Genomic DNA, 17,214 nt, shown 5'->3' on the forward strand with positions numbered 1-17,214 from the left:
AAGGAATCAGTTGTTCAAAAAACTCAAGAAAGCAGGGCCAAACGGTGAACCGCCTTCATTGGTCAGCATTTTTCTGAACCAGGATATATTACATCGGTACGCAACAGAGAACGACATTCGTAAACAAAGTGTCTATAAAGGAAAAGCGATGATTGATCTGAGCGGAAACCGGTTTTTAAAAGCATTTTTTGATTCCCTGTTACCTTATATTGACCAGCCCGAAAAGTTCACTGCCAGAGTTGCGGAACTGAAGACTTTGGAAGCCATTGAATTACTGCTGCAAACGGGTGATGCTTTCCAAAGCTTTTTATTTGATTTTCAGGAGCCGTATAAAATAGATCTGGAAACTTACATGAACCACAATTATAAGTATAACATACCGCTATCATCTTTTGCCAAACTTACGGGCCGAAGTCTTTCCACGTTTAAAAGGGATTTTACGAAAATATTTGATACAACGCCCGAAAAATGGTTGCAACAAAAGCGTTTGGAACAAGCCTATTATTTAATCTCGAAACAAAAGCAACGCCCATCGGAGGTGTATCTGGAAGTCGGTTTCGAGAACCTGTCACACTTCTCATTCTCTTTCAAAAAGCTTTTCGGAATGACACCTACTGAATTGGTAGCGCAATAAGGGAGTGCTCAGTTTATATCATTGAATTTACATGTGCAGCGAAGAAACGAAGTTCTGCTTCACATTAACAATTTCAAAAAAGTAACTTGCAATTTTGGTATACTGATATGGTAATTAAATCTATTGCTTGCGATCATATGGCAAGAAACCGCAACTGTTCAGGGCTATGTCTTTGAACATGCGGCTACCTATTATTGGTAAGTGACGACTCGCTGTTTATGATAGGAACTTAAATTGTGATGCACTGCGGTTGACAATAGTTTCAACAATCCTCACATCCAGTAAAAAAACATTTTATCGCAATTGAGTAAGATGTAATACAAGGTGTTAGTTTGTGATTGGCCAACTTTTGACAAAGACTGCATTTTCGATTTTACTCATGCTTGTTTTAAAGGCTTGCTCCGGTACAATCATTCAAAACTAATTGAAACTGGATCTAAACTCCAGAGGCGACATGCTGGTTTTGTTCTTAAACAGCTTATTAAAAGATTGCGGGTACTCAAAACCCAAATAATACGCCACTTCACTAACTTGCATGTTAGTAGTTGTCAGCAATTCTTTGGCTTTTTCAATCAACTTGGCATGAATATGTTGTTGTGCAGTTTGACCTGTGATTGCGCGCAGCATATCGCTTAAATAGTCCGCTGAGATGTTCAGTTCCCTGGCAATATTTTGTACAGCAGGTACGCCCTTTTGTGTCAGTTGCTGATTGTTAAAATGCTGGTCCAGTAAGTTTTCCAGCCGGATCAGTATCTCATCGTTCGCTACTTTACGGGTGATGAACTGCCTGGCGTAAAAGCGGTTGGCATATTGCAACAGCAACTCGATTTGTGCGACCATCACATCCCGGCTAAAACTATCGATGCTGGTTTGGTACTCCCTGTCAATGTTGTTAAACAATCCCTCAATGACCGCCTCTTCGTCAGCTGATAAATGCAAGGCTTCATTTAGTTCATAAGAAAAAAAATGGTAGGTTCTGATCTTAGCAGCAAGCGGTGTGTTCGCAACAAAGTCGGGATGAAACATCAGCGTCATGCCGCCGGGCGGTTTGGAGCCGGGATCTAGCTTCATCAACAATTGATGGGGTGCAATAAAGGCCATCATGCCTTCATCAAAATCATAATGACGCTGACCATACCTCAGTTTACCATCATAATCCTTTTTAAGCGATATACAGTAAAAGTTTAGCGTAAAATGTTGCAATTCCACCAAACTATCATACCGGGTATGTTCATGCCTGAAAACGCTGATCATCGGATGCTTTGGTTTGGGTAAGCCGAGCAGCCTGTGCTGCTCGGATATAGAATTAATAAGATACGGCTGTTTCACTCTCTTAAAATTACATGGTTTTCATATCAATAACAAACCGGTATTTTACATCACCTTTCTGCATACGTTCATAAGCGGTATGAATGTCTTTGATATCGATCAATTCAATATCCGATACAATATTGTGCTCCGCACAAAAATTCAACATTTGCTGCGTTTCGGATAAGCCGCCCGCACCCGAACCAGCAATCACCTTATTGCCTACAGCTAGTGAAAATGAAGCCACTTCCCAGGGCTTTGACGGCAGACCGACATTAATATAAACGCCGTTGGTTTTAAGGGTATTCAAGTATGGATTAATGTCGCTATTGCTGGCTACGGTATCCAATACAAAGTCAAAGCTCTTGAATGCCGCCTTCATCTGTTCCTCATCTTTGGAGATGATAAAATGATGTGCGCCGAGTTGCTTGGCAGCCGCTTCCTTGTTGGGCGATGTGCTGATCACAGTAACTTCGGCGCCGAATGCACGGCCAAATTTAACCCCCATGTGCCCTAAGCCACCCAAGCCCACAACGGCCAGTTTATGCCCTTTGCCTACGTTCCACTTTTTTAAAGGAGAATAGGTAGTAATACCAGCACATAGCAATGGTGCCACTGCAGCCAAGTTTAACTTTTCTGAAATGTGGTGAACGAAATCTTCATTGACCACAATTGAGTCCGAGTAGCCCCCATAAGCCGGTAAACCGTCGTGGCCCAGGTTGTTATAGGTTTGTACCGGTGCTACAGTGCAAAATTGTTCCTGCCCGTTCTGGCAGTCCTCGCATTCGCGACAGGAATCTACCATGACGCCAACACCCCCCAAGTCACCCAGGCTAAACTTTTTCACGTGGTCGCCAACTGCGCTAATCCGCCCCACAATCTCATGGCCGGGCACCATCGGAAAAATACCGGGAAACCACTCGTTGCGAGTTAAATGTATGTCTGTATGGCAAACACCGCAATATAAAATCTCGATCTGTACATCGTGTGCGCCTAGCGCACGTCTTTCAAACTGCCAGGGTGCTAAAGGGCTTTCTGCCGTTTGAGCCGCGTATCCTTTTGCTGGTATCATAAATTGCTTATTTAATAAGTCAAAAGTAAGCGGTTACTATAGCTGGCACCTATCCAAACCCGGGTATTGTGTATCCAATTTTTCGATTGCCTTGGAATTAGGCTAAGACGCTTAGTCATTATAAATTGGGCACTATTTTACTTTAATGATTGCAACATCTCGGCAAGTTCAACGGGTATCGTGATCATCGCATCGTGGCCTGTATTTAACTCCAGGTATTTCCAGTTTTTGTTGGCTTTTGCATGATTGGCGAACGGCTTGATTGCACGCAACTCCGGGCCGGTACAGGCGATGTAGATTAAGGGTTTGTGATTGCCGTATATATGCTTTAACCTAAGTGGTTGAGCAAACGTTTTAAATGGTTGCGCGGTCAACCGGCTATTAGCCCATTTAATATTATGCGCATTTGTCACACCAAAAAAGTCACTGTTAAAAAATGGAATACTCAAGCCCTTGTCATGTTCCTTTGCCGCTTTGATGAAGTAAGCCTTAATATCATCCGGACTGAGGTCTAAAGCACTCTGACCATCTTGCATTGACATGGCATCCAGGAATATCAATTTAAATAATCTCTTATTCATTTAAATAAGGATGGCGGTCATAAAGTGTAAGACACTCAACACACAATACGGTTAAGTAATACCCTGATATGGTTAGTTAAAGGGGAGGGGCAATGTTCAATTTTGGATAAAGAAAATTGAACAATATGAAAATAGTAATCACCGGCTCTTTGGGCCATATCGGTAAGCCGCTTACGGCCAACTTGGTTGAAAAAGGGCACCAGGTTACCGTCATTAGCAGTAAAGCGGAGCGAATACCAGCGATAGAAGCCCTCGGTGGCAAAGCGGCGATAGGTACCTTCTTTGACTTGGAGTTTTTAACAAGTGCGTTTACAGGTGCTGACATTGTTTACCTGATGGAGGCATGGGAAGGCATTGGCAGCATCTTTGACAAGGACGTCGACTTTGTATCAGCCTTTGAGAAAATTGGCAATAATTACAAAACAGCTGTTGAGCGTTCTGGTGTTAAAAAGGTAGTACACCTAAGCAGTATCGGCGCTCATACCGATACAGGAACGGGCAGCCTTTATTTGCATAATAAAGTTGAAGGTATTCTAAGTCAATTGCCGGAAGATGTGTACATCAAATTCATGCGGCCTGTTGGCTTTTACAGCAACCTGTACAGAAGTCTCGATTCTATCAGAAAAAATCACGCTATTGTGTCTACTTACGGAGGTGACCAAAAAGAGCCTTGGGTAGCTGCAGAAGATATTGCGGAAGCTGTTGCCGAAGAAATGGAGAAACCGTTTGCGGGCAGAACAGTCCGCTACTTGGCCAGTGATGAAGTATCACACAATGAAGTTGCCCGGATACTGGGAAAAGCGATCGGCGTACCGGAACTCCAATGGCAGGTCATTTCCAAAGAACAAATGCTGGATGGTATGTTAAATGCCGGCATGAATGAATGGATTGCCCATGGGTTTATTGCCATGCAGGCAGCACAGGGCAGCGGTTCATTATATGAGGATATGTATCGCAACAGGCCGCAATTAGGCAAAACCAAATTCAGCGATTTTGCCCGGGAGTTCGCAAAAATTTATCACCAAAAATAAGTCAATCATGAAAAAAGTATTAATCACCGGTGCCAATAAGGGCATCGGATTCGAAACCGCACGTCAGTTATTACAACAGGGGTATTATGTTTACTTAGGTAGCAGAACATTAGAAAACGGTAATTCTGCTATGGAAAAATTAAAAGCTGAAGGCTTGGATCAGGTCCAGGTAGTGGCACTTGATGTGACAAGCGACGAGTCAGTAGCATCCGCCAGAAAAATAATTGGCAGCAAAACAGAGGTGCTTGACGTATTGATAAACAACGCAGGTATCAACGGAGGGTTTCCGCAGTCATCTCTCGAAGCAGGTGTTGATCAGTACAAAGAGGTGTTTGATACGAATTTGTATGGCGTAATCAGGGTAACACAGGCGTTTATTGATCTGCTAAGAAAGTCAGCCGAACCGCGCATTGTCAATGTATCTTCCAGTGGTAGTTCGCTTACCTTGCACAGTGACCCCACATGGCAGTACTATGAACATAAGGCGGCGCTTTACCCATCTTCAAAAGCAGCGATGAACATGTATACCATTGACCTGGCTTACCGTTTAAAGGATACGCCATTTAAGGTGAACGCTGTTTGCCCTGGTTTTGTAGCGACAGATTTTAATAGTCACCGTGGTACCGGCAGCGTTCAGGAAGGTGGCAGCCGTATAGCCAAGTATGCCATGATTGGCCCTGATGGTCCGACAGGTAAGTTTCTGGCAGATGAACATAATCCGGAAACCGGTGAAACACCCTGGTAAATAATTGCCTATTTTTAACCTATGAAAAAGGAAGAAGTGTCATTGCATCGATTGAATTCATTGACCGACTTTCACCGGATGTTTGGGCTGCCTGCGCCCAAACATCCTTTGGTGAGTTTTATCAATATAGCAGATATGCGTTATGAGCCCAATGCTTTGCCATCCTCATTAGTTATGGACTTTTACAAGGTTGCTTACAAAACCAATATATGCGGTCATGCAAAATACGGGCAGCACTATTATGATTTTGGGGAAGGCGGCTTGGTATACACCTCGCCCGGACAGGTATTTGAAAGTCCGGACGGATCACCAACAGAAGGTTGCATGTTACTGTTCCACCCTGATTTTCTATTGTCTTATCAACTGGCCAAAAGTATCAGATCATATGGCTACTTTTCTTATGCAGCTAATGAGGCTTTGCATTTGTCGGAGCAGGAAAGAAAAACCATCATGACCGTTTTTAATATCATTGACGAAGAATTAAACAGTCGTATTGATGACTTTAGCCAGGATGTGATCATATCACAACTCGAATTGATGCTAAATTACAGCAACCGCTTCTACAAACGTCAGTTCATCACGCGCAAGGCTGTTGTTCGCGAACAATTGCAAAAAATAGAAATGATTATTGATGCTTACTTCAATCAAAATCAGGCGGTAACTAATGGCTTGCCGTCCGTTCAGTACTTAGCTGACCAAATGAACTTGTCACCAAACTATCTAAGTGATATGCTACGGGCGTTGACCGGTCAGAACGCGCAGCAACTGATACAGCAAAGGTTGATTGAGAAAGGAAAAGAATTATTGTCAACGTCAAACCGATCAGTAGCAGAAATCGCCTATTTATTAGGATTCGAACATCCCCAATCGTTTACCCGCCTTTTTAAAAACAAGGTAAAATTATCGCCAGTAGCTTTCAGGCTTTCATTTAATTAGATGATTATTAAATGAAAGCCTGAAGGCGCTAATGTTATTGACAAACCTAATTACTGTAAACTTATGGGGTTCGGTAATTAACATTAATAGCCATCAAACCAGTGAGCCGTATTAACTGCTTCATATCGGTAAGACGTTATCATCAAGAATGCAATTGCTTAGGCTCGACGATTTTATTACTTCACTTGGGCTAACACTGTTTCGGGCAACTGCAAAAAATCCTTAGCATCTCTACTTTCACATATAAAGCGGGCCACTTTAAAGGTGAAGAATTATTATTTAATCGTTTTCATTTTCTCAATAATTTGACTTTCTAATTCGGCATAAAAGCCTTCGTAGGCTTGTACAATTACGCCCTGCTTGTTCAACAGGTAAAAGTTTGGATAACCGTTTATGTGATACACATTAGCGGCAGAGGCATCAGTCAGGTAACTTGGATATTTTATACCGTTCTTAGCATCAAACTTAGTTACAGACTTGATACTATTGAAGTTGGTTTGGTAAATGCTTATAATTTCTAAATCTTTGCTTTTATATTCATCATATAATCGGGTTAGCATTTGTGCCGCATTAATACAATGCGGGCAGCCATCTGTAGTGAAATTCAGCAACACCAGTTTGCCGCGTAGGCTGGCCAAGGTAAAATCTTTACCAGCTAAATCAGTAAGTTTTATATTAGGGGAAATGGTGCCTTCTGTTAGCATAGGCACGGGGGCTTTTTTGACTGGCAATTTGAACCCTTGAGGTACTATAGCTGTAGACAGGTCCGGAAAATCTGCCTTTTTAAATTTATAGTCTTTAAACGTATGTTCTTCAAACATGCCCATGTAAGCGCCATCATCAGCAAAACCTTTAAAATCTGTTCTGATAATGTAAGGTAAACCATTTGTTTTAGCGGTTATTATATCCGCAAAATCATAAACACGTTTATTATTTTGAATGGTGTCTGTCAGTGTTACTAAATAGTGATTGTAAGGGGCTTTGTTTATAATAGTGTCAGGTTGCCGCCTTATTTTCGAGGGCGAGTTAAGATATTTTGTAATTTCTTTTTCCCAATAAAGTATTGTACGGGTGTGCTGACCGCCTACGGCGTTAGTTGTTATTTTATACGTCGTATCCCGTAAATTTAACCATACTGCTTTGGTTCCATCAAACAAATAAGAATCGCTTTTACCTCTTATGCTGTAATGCCCGCCAATTTGTTTTTCAGCAGGTATAAAGGCCACATGAGTTTTAAACGTATCAACCGAAAACTCGTCCTGAAAAGAAAATTTAAATTTTACAATTTCTGTAAAGCTCGCCTTGTCAATAGATTTTAATTTGTTTACAGTTGCTTCCAGAGATTGCGCTTCAACCTTAAAAAAGCAACTGATCAACATAAAAGCGAATAACAGATAGGTTTTCATTTGGTTAGGTTTGTTAGATACAATGATAGCGTATAACGAGCGTAATTCAACCTCTTGTTTAGTTATTTTATGTTAAATATCAGTATTTTATGCTGAATTACTCAACATGCTCCGCCTGGCTTCAACGGAAAAGCTGGACTTGTCAAATTGTTTGATTGTAGAAAATAATAACGTTTTATTTCAGCAGATAAGTGAATATCTTAAGAACGCATCTTCCCTCTTATTTGCCGTTTCCTTAGTAACAAGCAATCTGCCTTTGTACGTTTACCTTCTGAGTTTAAAGAATACCGCCTGATGTATGTGGTAAAACAAAGTTGTATATTTATAGATAAAGAAACCTTCACATGAAATACTTCTTAACCTTGTTATTTATATTACTCAGATTTTGGGCTCTCTCTCAAACTAAGCTACCGGTTATCCAAGCCATTTCTAATCAGGCGAAAATTTACGAATACAATAATGCCGTATCAAACTGGGGGATCAATCCGAAAATAAAGTTAGACGTTCATTCTACCGGTAAGCTAAGTAAGCCGGTTTGGGTGAAGTTCAAAACAGATATCGACTCTCTCAGCTTTAAATTAGAACCCGGAAGCTATAAAGATTTTATTGTTCTGCTGAATGGTAGGGACTCCTGTGTTACCAGAATTCAAAGCGCTGAGATGAAAGATTTTAGTAAGCTGACACTTGCCATTCGGGATACTATTCCCTTTTCCATTAACCGATTCAATACCAACTACCTCCCTGTCGTACTTAACGGAACAGACTCGTTGATGTTAAACTTCGATAGCGGCGCAACGGAGATCTGCATTACTACTGATGCATTAAATCAAAAAGTGAAGTCGCAACCCAAGCTCTATAGCACCGCCCACGATATAAAAATCGGAAACAGGGTTTTCAAAAGCGCAATTTACGATATTGCCATAGCGGGTAATGAGGTAGACGGCTTGCTAGGTTGGAACTTGTTCGATGGGATGATCGTCGAATTGGACTATGATAACCAGCGGATGATTGTTCACTCCAAAATGCCTAAGCAAATTCTGGCCGATAAGCATTATGAAAAATTTAAACTCACTTACATTAAAAACAAGCCATTTATTGAAAGTGAGATTTTGCAAAGCGGAACCCGAAGTAAAAGCTTATTCTTCTTTGATTTAGGCTACCAAAAAGCTTTGATGCTGGATCCTGACGTGCTCACCGCATCCCGATTCCCAACCAAGGATATGGTTGTTATCAAGAAAGTAATCATGCACGGAACTAAAGGCAATGAGGTGCCCGTCATCACCGCTAATTTGGAAAGTTTGAAAATTGGAAAGTTTCAACTTAAAAACGTTCCGTCTCAAATCATGACACAAGGTAAACCTATGCCAGGGGTCAATGTTCACTATTTAGGCAGCGACGTCTTGAAAAAATTTAATACAGTACTGGACTTTCAAAAGAATATTATTTATCTCAAGCCAAACCATTTTTATGACACCGAATATGCCGACCAAAAGAAAAACGGTGTATAAAGCAGAACTAATAGTAACAAAATGTTTGTGGCTGTCATTCTCCTCGTTTTTTATATACTATGCTACTGATTTTAAATCGGTCATTGGATAGGTAATTGTCAGGTCTATAAATATTATCTGCATTATTGTAGTGACGATGATTTGTGTAGATTGAAATAAATAATTTCTGATTTAACATTTCTACCTTCCCGAAACATAACTATTGTAATTGCTCAGTTAAGCCCATATGAACCGTTTATCATTTTATATAGCCGTTCAGCACAATTCTTTTCTAGGTTACCTGTCTAGCCAGCATATTTGACCTATAATCCAAATCACAACATGAAAAAACTCTTTACAACTTTACTCTTCTTATTAAGTATCATAACCGGCTATGGGCAAACTATTGCTGGAAACTGGTATGGAGCTTTAAATGTCTCAGGTTCGCAACTGCACATCGTTTTTCATATTGCAAAAAACGGCGACGTGTGGTCAAGTACTATGGATAGCCCCGATCAGGGCGCATTTGGCTTGGCTACCGACAAAACACAGGTGGATGGCAATCAGCTTAGTATTGAAGTTTCCAAATTTGGTTTAAAATATACAGCTACTTACCAAGCTGATAGTAATAAAATTACGGGGACATTTGCGCAGGGCGGTGGCAGCTTTCCGTTGGTATTGACCACCATCCCGCCAACAGAGAAAAAGGTTGCACCAGTCAAACGCCCACAAGATCCCACTTCATTTTCTTACCGGCAAGAAGAGGTAACATTTAGTAACAAAAAAGCCGGTAATACACTGGCAGGCACACTAACCATGCCCAGCGGTACTAAACCCAGCAAAGTAGTTATTTTAATTAGTGGATCGGGCCCGCAAAATCGCAACGAGGAGGTTGCCCAATTCAATCATCGGCCTTTTTTGGTATGGAGCGACTGGCTTACCAGGAACGGCATTGCGGTATTACGTTATGACGACCGCGGTATTGGTCAATCAACCGGCGATTTTAGTAAGGCAACCAGTGCCGATTTTGCTGATGATGCAGAATCTGCAGTAAGCTATTTACAATCAAGGCCTGATATGAAAGGCATTTCAATTGGCTTGATGGGGCATAGCGAAGGCGGAATGATTGCACCAATGGTTGCGGCCCGCAACAAAGCAATTCAATTTGCAGTACTGCTTGCGGCTCCGGGTATACCTATCACAGAATTGATGATTCAGCAAAGCAAAGATCAAATGCGTTTATCAGGAGCGCCCAAAAACGTAATTGCACAATCGTCAGCTACCAATGCCAAATTGTTTGCAGCCATGAATCGGTATCAGGATATAGCTCTTCCAGCGTTTAAATTAAAGATGGATTCAGTAATGTATGCACAGTTGAGCACTATGCCCAAAGAGGCGCTTGGTGGTCAGAGCATTGAAGATGTGGTACAGCGAACAGCCAGGCAAATGTACGCGCCCTGGTTCAGGTACTTTATTGCTTACCAGCCAGCCATAAATCTTCAAAAACTGACCTGCCCGGTACTAGCCCTAAACGGAACGCTAGATATGCAGGTACAAGGCAGCACTAACCTGGCAGGCATTAAAATAGCATTGCAAAAGGGAGGCAATAAGCGCTATGAAGTTGTACCGTTAACTGGCTTAAATCACTTATTTCAGCAAGCTACTACCGGCGCTGTTACAGAATATGCTCAAATCAGCGAAACAGTAAGCCCTTTGGCAATGAATAAAGTGACTAGGTGGATAAAGCAACTTAAATGACCAATAGTAGTCGTTCTTGGTTTTGGCCGGTGCAAATTGGCTGCTGGTTGCTAATTGGTTTTCTAAACTGGCTGGCCCAGTACTCGAGTGGCAACTTCAGTTCGTTTAACCTTTACATTAATGTTGCTGGCGTGGTTGCTGGTGGTTTACTTGTAACTTCGTTATACAGGGCGTACCTTAAAAAACGCCGATCTAACCTAAAGATTAAGGCTGCCAGACTAATTGCTTTTTTACTTGTTTCTGCCTTTGTTCAGGCGTCGGTGTGGCTATTGATCCTAATCATCATGCTGCTGCCGTTCAAAGAACGCAGTTCCTTGGGGGCGATGCCTATCTTTTACAATATTATTCCTTTGACCGGTATCATGCTGGCTTGGGATCTGGTGTATCTGGGGTATAATCTGTTGCGGCGTTATCATACATCGGAGGTTGAGAAGTGGCAGTTAGAGGCCGAAGTGCGGCAGGCGCAGTTGGGTACCTTACGGTCTCAAATTAACCCGCACTTTCTATTTAATTCCCTAAATAATATTCGGGCATTGATTCTGGAAAATCCGAGTTTGGCCAGGCAAATGCTCACTAAATTTTCCGAAATTTTCAGGTACGCCCTGCAATATGCCGAAGGTCGGGAAATCAGCGTAGCAGACGAACTCAATATAATCGAACAATACCTGGAATTGCTCAAAATTCAATACGAAGAGAAGCTGCATTATGTGATAAACGCTAATGAAGAAGCTTTGAAAGAGAGAATACCACCCATGGTTTTGCAATTGCTGGTAGAAAATGCCGTTAAACATGGCATTGCGTTGCAAGTAGGTGGCGGTTTAATAGCAATTGATATACAACGAGCAGGCAGCGGTTTAACCCTAAAAGTAAAGAACACCGGTACATTGCAACAAAAAAACAATTTGGAAGACAGCCTGGGTATTGGGTTAAATAATGTTAAAGAACGGCTCCGGTTGCTATACGCCGGCAAGGCCAGTCTTAGCATTGAGGAGCAAGCACCGTTTGTTTTAGTAACCATTTGCATTAACAATGATTAAAGCTATAATTGTTGAAGATTCCAGGCTGGCGCGTATAGAGTTGAAAGAACTGCTGCGCGCTCATCCGGAAATCGAGGTGATAGGCGAGACTGATTTGGTAAGCCAGGCACTGGAGCTGATCAGGATCCTGGCACCAGACCTGATTTTTCTGGACATCCATTTGCCCGGTGCCAGCGGCTTTGATATATTGCAGCAACTTCAGCAGTTGCCGGCAGTTATTTTCACTACAGCGTTTGAGCAGTATGCGTTACAGTCTTATGATTACCATGCTACCGATTACCTGCTAAAGCCCATCGTGCCCGAGCGATTGGCCAGGGCAGTGCAAAAAACGCTTTTAAACTTAAATACCCTGCCTATTAAAGCCAGTACACCAAGTGCACACGACCGCATATTTATCAAAGACCAGCAAAAGACCTGGCTGGTGCCGTTAAAAGATATTCGGTATTTTGAATCAAAAGGCAACTATTCGCAGGTGCAGTTTGCAGGTAACAGCCCGCTTATTCTTCGCTCATTACAACAATTGGAAGAAACGCTGAATCCAAACCAATTTATGAGAGTAAACAGGCAACAAATTGTCAACCTAAACCACGTTATAAAAGTTGATCAGGTATATGGAAACCGGTTAATACTGGTGCTTAGTGATGGTACACAGATTGAAGTTTCCAGAAGGCAGGTTGCCCGTTTTAAAGAGGTGTTCAGCCTTTTTTAAAATGCAATATAGAATAATCTAAGGTGCCTTTTTTAAAAGCATCTGATATTCAGTGAAAGATTTCAGCTAAAGGGATGATTAAAGCAATAACAATAATATTAAATAACTGTTGTTCCAATACCATGATAAGCAATATGCCAAATCAAATTAATGATTAACTTTACCGCCAAATGTTAAACCGGTTTATTGCTATAACGCTGATGATTGCGCTGATAGGTTCCAGCTTATCACGCTTTGTAGTTTATGCCGGTTTTGAGGTTAACCAAAAGTACATTGCCGAAAATCTTTGTGTAAATAAAGCCCGCCCGTGGATGCATTGCAACGGGCGCTGTTATTTTATGAAGAAAGTACAGCAGGCTGCCGAAAAGGAAAAGAAGCAGGAGAGAGAAGACCAGAAAAACAGCTTCCAGGTTGCTATTTGTACTACCACTCAACTTCCCAGGTTAAAACCTCAAATCGGTAAAAAACTCTTTACGCCGGAAGCTGGCTTCTCGCTTCCGCAAGGCTTTAACTCCATTTTTCAGCCTCCCAAGGTATAAAGCATATCATCTTTTTTTAATTCATCTGATTGGGTTGGCGTAGCTGTGCTCTGTTCGCAACAGTGTGCGTGTATGCTGCTTATCCATCGGTATTATTTAAGTTTTTCGGCCTGCTAAAATGGGCTGAAGAAGAATGCTTTATCCTATTTCATGAAACGTTATTACCTCAGTTTTATATTTTTTTTATCACTTATCTCAAACGCTTACTGTCAGCAATTAACAGGTATTGTTACCGATGCCATAACCCACGAACCATTACCGGGTGTAACAGTTACCAGTGCCGACAGTGCTCAAAGTACTAAAGTATCTGCCGTAACCGACCGGAGAGGCATGTTTGTTATCAAGAAGTCAACTGCGTTGAAATTTGCCATGATTGGTTATGAAAGCAAAAAAATGCAAGTAACCGGCAACAATGTGTATGTAGCTTTGCAACCTTCGTCATTAAACTTGCAGCAGGTGGTGGTTTCAGCCAGTAGAGAAGGGCAGGCCAGACAGGATGCGCCTATTGCCATTAGTAAAATCAGTTCTGTTCAGATTAATGACACCAAAGCTACCGCCATTTACCAGTTACTCAACAAAGTGCCTGGTGTAAACATGGTAAACCTGAACAGCGAGCAGCACATGATGCAAATTCGTCAGCCCATTACTACCAAAGCGCTGTATCTATATTTGGAAGATGGCTTACCTATCCGGCCAACCGGTATATTTCAGCACAATGCTTTGTATGAAATTAATATAGCAGCTGTAAAGGATATTGAAGTAATTAAAGGTCCTGCTTCTTCGCTATATGGCAGTAATGCTATTGGCGGCGCTGTTAACTTTATTACCCAAGGGCCACCACAAGGTTATTCAGGCTATGTAGCTTTGCAGGGCGACAATTACCATTACCGCCGTGCCGATGCCAGTGGGGGCTTTACAGCAGGCAAGTTTGGCTTGTTTGTCGGTGGTTACATTGCCGACCAGAAAAACGGCTGGCAGGATTATTCTGATTTCAGAAAGCGCTCCATCAACATTAACACTACGTATGATTTTAGTTCCGCAACACGCTTAACTACGCAGGCGTCCTACAATTATTTGTATACCGAAACAGCAGGCAGTTTGGATAGTATCCGCTTTTACAGCAAAAAGTACGGCAGCAACCAGGAGTTTTCTTACCGCGAAGTAAAAGCCACGCGTGCCAGTACCAGGTTGGAACATCACTGGAGCGACCGCAACTATACTTTCATCACAGCGTTTTTCCGCAGCAATGTTACCGGTCAGTTGCCCAATTATTACATATCAGACGTGCGCAATAGCAGCGGCCAGTATTTAAGCTCAAACGGGCAGATTAATGAACAAAGCTTAAAAAGCTACGGCTTGCTTACCCAGCACCGCAGCGATTTTTCATTCCTGAATTCCAAGCTCATTGTAGGTGCGTCGGTAGATAACAGTCCGAGTAAGTACTTTGCCAAATACCTAAGTATAAAAAAAGATGTAGCAAATAATTACTACACCGGCTATACCAACACCGATTCGCTGATAGATAATTACAAAATTAAATTGCTCAATACTGCCGTTTACGCACATTATGAATTTAAGCCGGTTGATGCTTTGCGTATTGTTACCGGCTTACGATATGATAGGGTGTATTATAATTTTAATAATAGCCTGCCAGCCAACCGTACCAAGTACAAGCAACAGCAAAAAAACAGTTTCAACATCATAGCACCCAAGGCTGGTTTTACTTACGATTTGGGTAACAATAATGGCTTTTACGGGAACTTCAGCGTGGGATTCCAACCGCCCGAAACCGGCGATTTGTATAGCTCGCGGCAAACCCGCCCGGTAGACCAAGCTTCATTTTACAACTATGAGGTAGGCGGATGGCTATCAGCCCTTAACAAAAAAATGTACCTGGAGCTGAGTGTGTATGATTTGGAAGGCCGTAATGAGATTATCAGTGTTTTGCAGCCCGACAATACTACACAAAACGAAAACGCAGGCGCTACACGTCACCGCGGTATAGAGTATGGCTTAACTTATCTGCCTGTTAATCAGTTGGCCTTTCGCTTTAGCGGAACCAATGCCTGGCACACGTATGTAAATTTTAGCACTATACAAACGGTAGGCGGTAAAAGCAGTACGGTATATTACGACGGCAACCGCATGATCAATGCCCCGGCATGGATTGCTAATTCTGAAGTTACCTATAAACCGGCTTACCTGCAAGGGTTCCGAAGTTCGTTTGAATGGCAGCATATAGGTCCTTATTATAAAGACAACGCCAATACCCGCCGGTATGAGGGTTATGATGTATTTAATTTGCGCTTGGGATACGATTTGCACCAAACGGCACTTAAAGGCATTGGCGTATGGTTTAATGTCATCAACTTAACCAATCGCCTGTATGCCACTAACGTAACCAGCAGTACTTATTCCGATACTTACTATGCCGCCCCGCCGCGCACTTATACAGTAGGCATCAGCTATTCATTTGCAAAACATTAACCTTATGGAACTAACCACCACACCCATTTCTAAAAAACAACCGGCGAAAAGCACATCTGCCAAAAGTCGATTTTATAAATGGCATCGTGTTATTGGCCTGATTGCCTTGATTCCGGTAATCAGCTGGACCTTAAGCGGCCTTTCTCATCCGTTTATGTCAAACTGGTTCAGGCCATTTATACCCAAAGAAGTATTTAAACCGCTTACCCAGCAACAATTGCATCCAAATTTAAGCATTAAGCAGGTGCTGGATAAAAATGGTATTACCGAAATTCGCAACTTTAACTTAGTAAGCTTGGGCACACAACCGTGGTACCAGGTACTAGGTCGAGATAGTGCTTACCACTACTTTTCGGCCACAGACGGTACCTTTATACCGGATGGCGACCGCCGTTACGCCCTTTACCTGGCCCGTTATTTTACGCAAGATCAAAAGCATGGTATAAAAGACATGACCTTGCAAACAAGCTTTGATTCAGAGTATCAACCCATCAACCGCTTGTTACCGGTTTGGAAAGTATCATTTAACCGGCCCGACGGGATGGATGTTTATGTAGAAACCGGCCAAAGCCGTATGGGTACTTTTAATAATAATACCCGCAAGGCGTTTTTGGTATTCTTTCAACAATGTCATACCTGGCGCTTCTTAGAAAGTATCGGCGGCGAAGGTTTCCGTATTGGTGTGCTGCTGGTGGTAGTAACCGCTATGCTGCTGTCATTAATAAGTGGCTTAATGGTATACGGCTTATTTTGGAACCGTTTTAAAGAGATTACCCAAAAGCGCAAAGAAAACCAGATTCCCGACCGGCGCTTTGTACACCGTTTTCACCGTCAGTTGGGGTTAATTGTTTCGTTGGTGATGCTGGCATTTGTTGTAAGTGGGGGATTTCATTTATTAGTAAAACTGCATAATCTTAATCCTGATAAAAAGCAATATAACCAGCTAGTCAGTACTAACTATCTTAATCAATCCAATTTACAACTTCCGGTTGCCGACAGTACTATAAAGCGAATTGGCCTGGTTGCTTTCAATAACAGGTATTATTATCAGCTGTCAAACACCAAAAAGAAATTTCAGTATTTTGATACGCAAACGGGTACTGAACTGCTAAACGGCGACCAGTTGTATGCCCAGCATTTAGCTAACTTTTATCGTCATTCAACTGCTGCCAAGGCAGATAGCATAACGCTAATCAAAAGCTTTACCAATGAATATGGTTTTATCAACAAGCGGCTACCGGTTGAAAAAGTTACTTATGCAGGTAATGAAAATTGGTACATTGAAACCCCATCGTCTAAGCTAGCCACTAAGGTTGCCGGTATAGACCGGGCCGAGGGCCTTTCATTTATATTTCTGCATAAATATTTTGGTATGACCTGGGCCGGCAAAGATGCACGCGACATTGTAAGCATGGTATCTGCGCTGGGTGTATTAGTGGTCGCATTATTTGGCTTTGTTGCCTTCTTAAAAAACAAGTAATGAC

At 42.0% G+C, this 17,214-nt stretch carries 15 protein-coding genes; 11 read left to right on the forward strand and 4 right to left on the reverse strand.

The features are described from left to right. The coding region (locus GPM24_RS13670; RefSeq protein WP_158827373.1) for a helix-turn-helix domain-containing protein at window positions 1-634 on the forward strand (634 nt) is incomplete at its 5' end. Window positions 635-1,054: 420 nt separating this feature from the next. Here the strand turns inward: GPM24_RS13670 and GPM24_RS13675 are convergent. The 3 genes from GPM24_RS13675 to GPM24_RS13685 all read right to left on the reverse strand — a co-directional run bounded on the left by GPM24_RS13675 (window position 1,055) and on the right by GPM24_RS13685 (window position 3,595). After that, complete coding sequence (locus GPM24_RS13675) at window positions 1,055-1,963, reverse strand: helix-turn-helix domain-containing protein (protein ID WP_158827374.1); 909 nt, start codon at window positions 1,961-1,963, stop codon at window positions 1,055-1,057. Window positions 1,964-1,973: 10 nt separating this feature from the next. Beyond that, a complete protein-coding gene (locus tag GPM24_RS13680) occupies window positions 1,974-3,014 on the reverse strand; it encodes an NAD(P)-dependent alcohol dehydrogenase (protein ID WP_158827375.1) in 1,041 nt (346 codons plus the stop codon). A 137-nt stretch (window positions 3,015-3,151) separates the two neighbouring features. Continuing rightward, entirely contained in the window at window positions 3,152-3,595 is a 444-nt protein-coding gene (locus GPM24_RS13685; RefSeq protein ID WP_158827376.1) for a hypothetical protein, read from the reverse strand. A 125-nt stretch (window positions 3,596-3,720) separates the two neighbouring features. Here GPM24_RS13685 and GPM24_RS13690 point away from each other — a divergent pair, with 125 nt between their 5' ends. The 3 genes from GPM24_RS13690 to GPM24_RS13700 are packed head-to-tail and all read left to right on the forward strand — an operon-like array spanning window position 3,721 to window position 6,307. Continuing rightward, a complete protein-coding gene (locus GPM24_RS13690) occupies window positions 3,721-4,626 on the forward strand; it encodes an NmrA family NAD(P)-binding protein (RefSeq protein WP_158827377.1) in 906 nt (301 codons plus the stop codon). Between the two features lie 7 nt (window positions 4,627-4,633). Beyond that, window positions 4,634-5,371 carry an SDR family oxidoreductase gene (locus GPM24_RS13695; protein WP_158827378.1) on the forward strand — a complete coding sequence of 246 codons (738 nt, stop codon included), beginning with the start codon at window positions 4,634-4,636 and terminating at the stop codon, window positions 5,369-5,371. A 21-nt stretch (window positions 5,372-5,392) separates the two neighbouring features. Next, window positions 5,393-6,307 carry a helix-turn-helix domain-containing protein gene (locus tag GPM24_RS13700; protein WP_158827379.1) on the forward strand — a complete coding sequence of 305 codons (915 nt, stop codon included), beginning with the start codon at window positions 5,393-5,395 and terminating at the stop codon, window positions 6,305-6,307. Between the two features lie 275 nt (window positions 6,308-6,582). On the opposite strand, the gene GPM24_RS13705 is transcribed toward GPM24_RS13700, so the two are convergent. Then, a complete protein-coding gene (locus GPM24_RS13705) occupies window positions 6,583-7,713 on the reverse strand; it encodes a peroxiredoxin family protein (protein ID WP_158827380.1) in 1,131 nt (376 codons plus the stop codon). A 344-nt stretch (window positions 7,714-8,057) separates the two neighbouring features. On the opposite strand from GPM24_RS13705, the gene GPM24_RS13710 reads away from it, so the two are divergent. From GPM24_RS13710 to GPM24_RS13740, 7 genes are all read left to right on the forward strand, one after another. Beyond that, window positions 8,058-9,221: a retropepsin-like aspartic protease gene (locus tag GPM24_RS13710; protein ID WP_158827381.1), complete on the forward strand. Its 1,164-nt coding sequence runs from the start codon at window positions 8,058-8,060 to the stop codon at window positions 9,219-9,221. Window positions 9,222-9,542: 321 nt separating this feature from the next. Then, entirely contained in the window at window positions 9,543-10,958 is a 1,416-nt protein-coding gene (locus tag GPM24_RS13715) for an alpha/beta hydrolase family protein (RefSeq protein ID WP_158827382.1), read from the forward strand. Continuing rightward, window positions 10,955-11,995, forward strand: coding sequence for a sensor histidine kinase (locus tag GPM24_RS13720; RefSeq protein WP_158827383.1), 1,041 nt, complete (start codon window positions 10,955-10,957; stop codon window positions 11,993-11,995). Before GPM24_RS13715 ends, GPM24_RS13720 begins: the two co-directional genes overlap by 4 nt. Further along, window positions 11,988-12,704, forward strand: coding sequence for a LytR/AlgR family response regulator transcription factor (locus GPM24_RS13725; RefSeq protein ID WP_158827384.1), 717 nt, complete (start codon window positions 11,988-11,990; stop codon window positions 12,702-12,704). The genes GPM24_RS13720 and GPM24_RS13725 overlap by 8 nt, the downstream gene beginning before the upstream one ends. Window positions 12,705-12,874: 170 nt before the next feature. Further along, a complete protein-coding gene (locus GPM24_RS13730) occupies window positions 12,875-13,243 on the forward strand; it encodes a hypothetical protein (RefSeq protein WP_158827385.1) in 369 nt (122 codons plus the stop codon). A gap of 150 nt (window positions 13,244-13,393) precedes the next feature. After that, entirely contained in the window at window positions 13,394-15,730 is a 2,337-nt protein-coding gene (locus GPM24_RS13735) for a TonB-dependent receptor (protein ID WP_158827386.1), read from the forward strand. A 4-nt stretch (window positions 15,731-15,734) separates the two neighbouring features. Further along, window positions 15,735-17,210: a PepSY domain-containing protein gene (locus tag GPM24_RS13740; protein WP_158827387.1), complete on the forward strand. Its 1,476-nt coding sequence runs from the start codon at window positions 15,735-15,737 to the stop codon at window positions 17,208-17,210. The last annotated feature ends 4 nt before the right edge of the window (window positions 17,211-17,214 follow it).

Origin of the sequence: Mucilaginibacter lacusdianchii (genome assembly GCF_009770985.1) — a bacterium.
GTDB lineage: Bacteria > Bacteroidota > Bacteroidia > Sphingobacteriales > Sphingobacteriaceae > Mucilaginibacter > Mucilaginibacter lacusdianchii.

Coding starts and splice junctions, on each gene's coding strand:
- GPM24_RS13680 (WP_158827375.1), bottom strand. CDS start 3,014: ATGATACCAGCAAAAGGATACGCGGCTCAAACGGCAGAAAGCCCTTTA.
- GPM24_RS13685 (WP_158827376.1), bottom strand. CDS start 3,595: ATGAATAAGAGATTATTTAAATTGATATTCCTGGATGCCATGTCAATG.
- GPM24_RS13690 (WP_158827377.1), top strand. CDS start 3,721: ATGAAAATAGTAATCACCGGCTCTTTGGGCCATATCGGTAAGCCGCTT.
- GPM24_RS13695 (WP_158827378.1), top strand. CDS start 4,634: ATGAAAAAAGTATTAATCACCGGTGCCAATAAGGGCATCGGATTCGAA.
- GPM24_RS13700 (WP_158827379.1), top strand. CDS start 5,393: ATGAAAAAGGAAGAAGTGTCATTGCATCGATTGAATTCATTGACCGAC.
- GPM24_RS13705 (WP_158827380.1), bottom strand. CDS start 7,713: ATGAAAACCTATCTGTTATTCGCTTTTATGTTGATCAGTTGCTTTTTT.
- GPM24_RS13710 (WP_158827381.1), top strand. CDS start 8,058: ATGAAATACTTCTTAACCTTGTTATTTATATTACTCAGATTTTGGGCT.
- GPM24_RS13715 (WP_158827382.1), top strand. CDS start 9,543: ATGAAAAAACTCTTTACAACTTTACTCTTCTTATTAAGTATCATAACC.
- GPM24_RS13720 (WP_158827383.1), top strand. CDS start 10,955: ATGACCAATAGTAGTCGTTCTTGGTTTTGGCCGGTGCAAATTGGCTGC.
- GPM24_RS13725 (WP_158827384.1), top strand. CDS start 11,988: ATGATTAAAGCTATAATTGTTGAAGATTCCAGGCTGGCGCGTATAGAG.
- GPM24_RS13730 (WP_158827385.1), top strand. CDS start 12,875: ATGTTAAACCGGTTTATTGCTATAACGCTGATGATTGCGCTGATAGGT.
- GPM24_RS13735 (WP_158827386.1), top strand. CDS start 13,394: ATGAAACGTTATTACCTCAGTTTTATATTTTTTTTATCACTTATCTCA.
- GPM24_RS13740 (WP_158827387.1), top strand. CDS start 15,735: ATGGAACTAACCACCACACCCATTTCTAAAAAACAACCGGCGAAAAGC.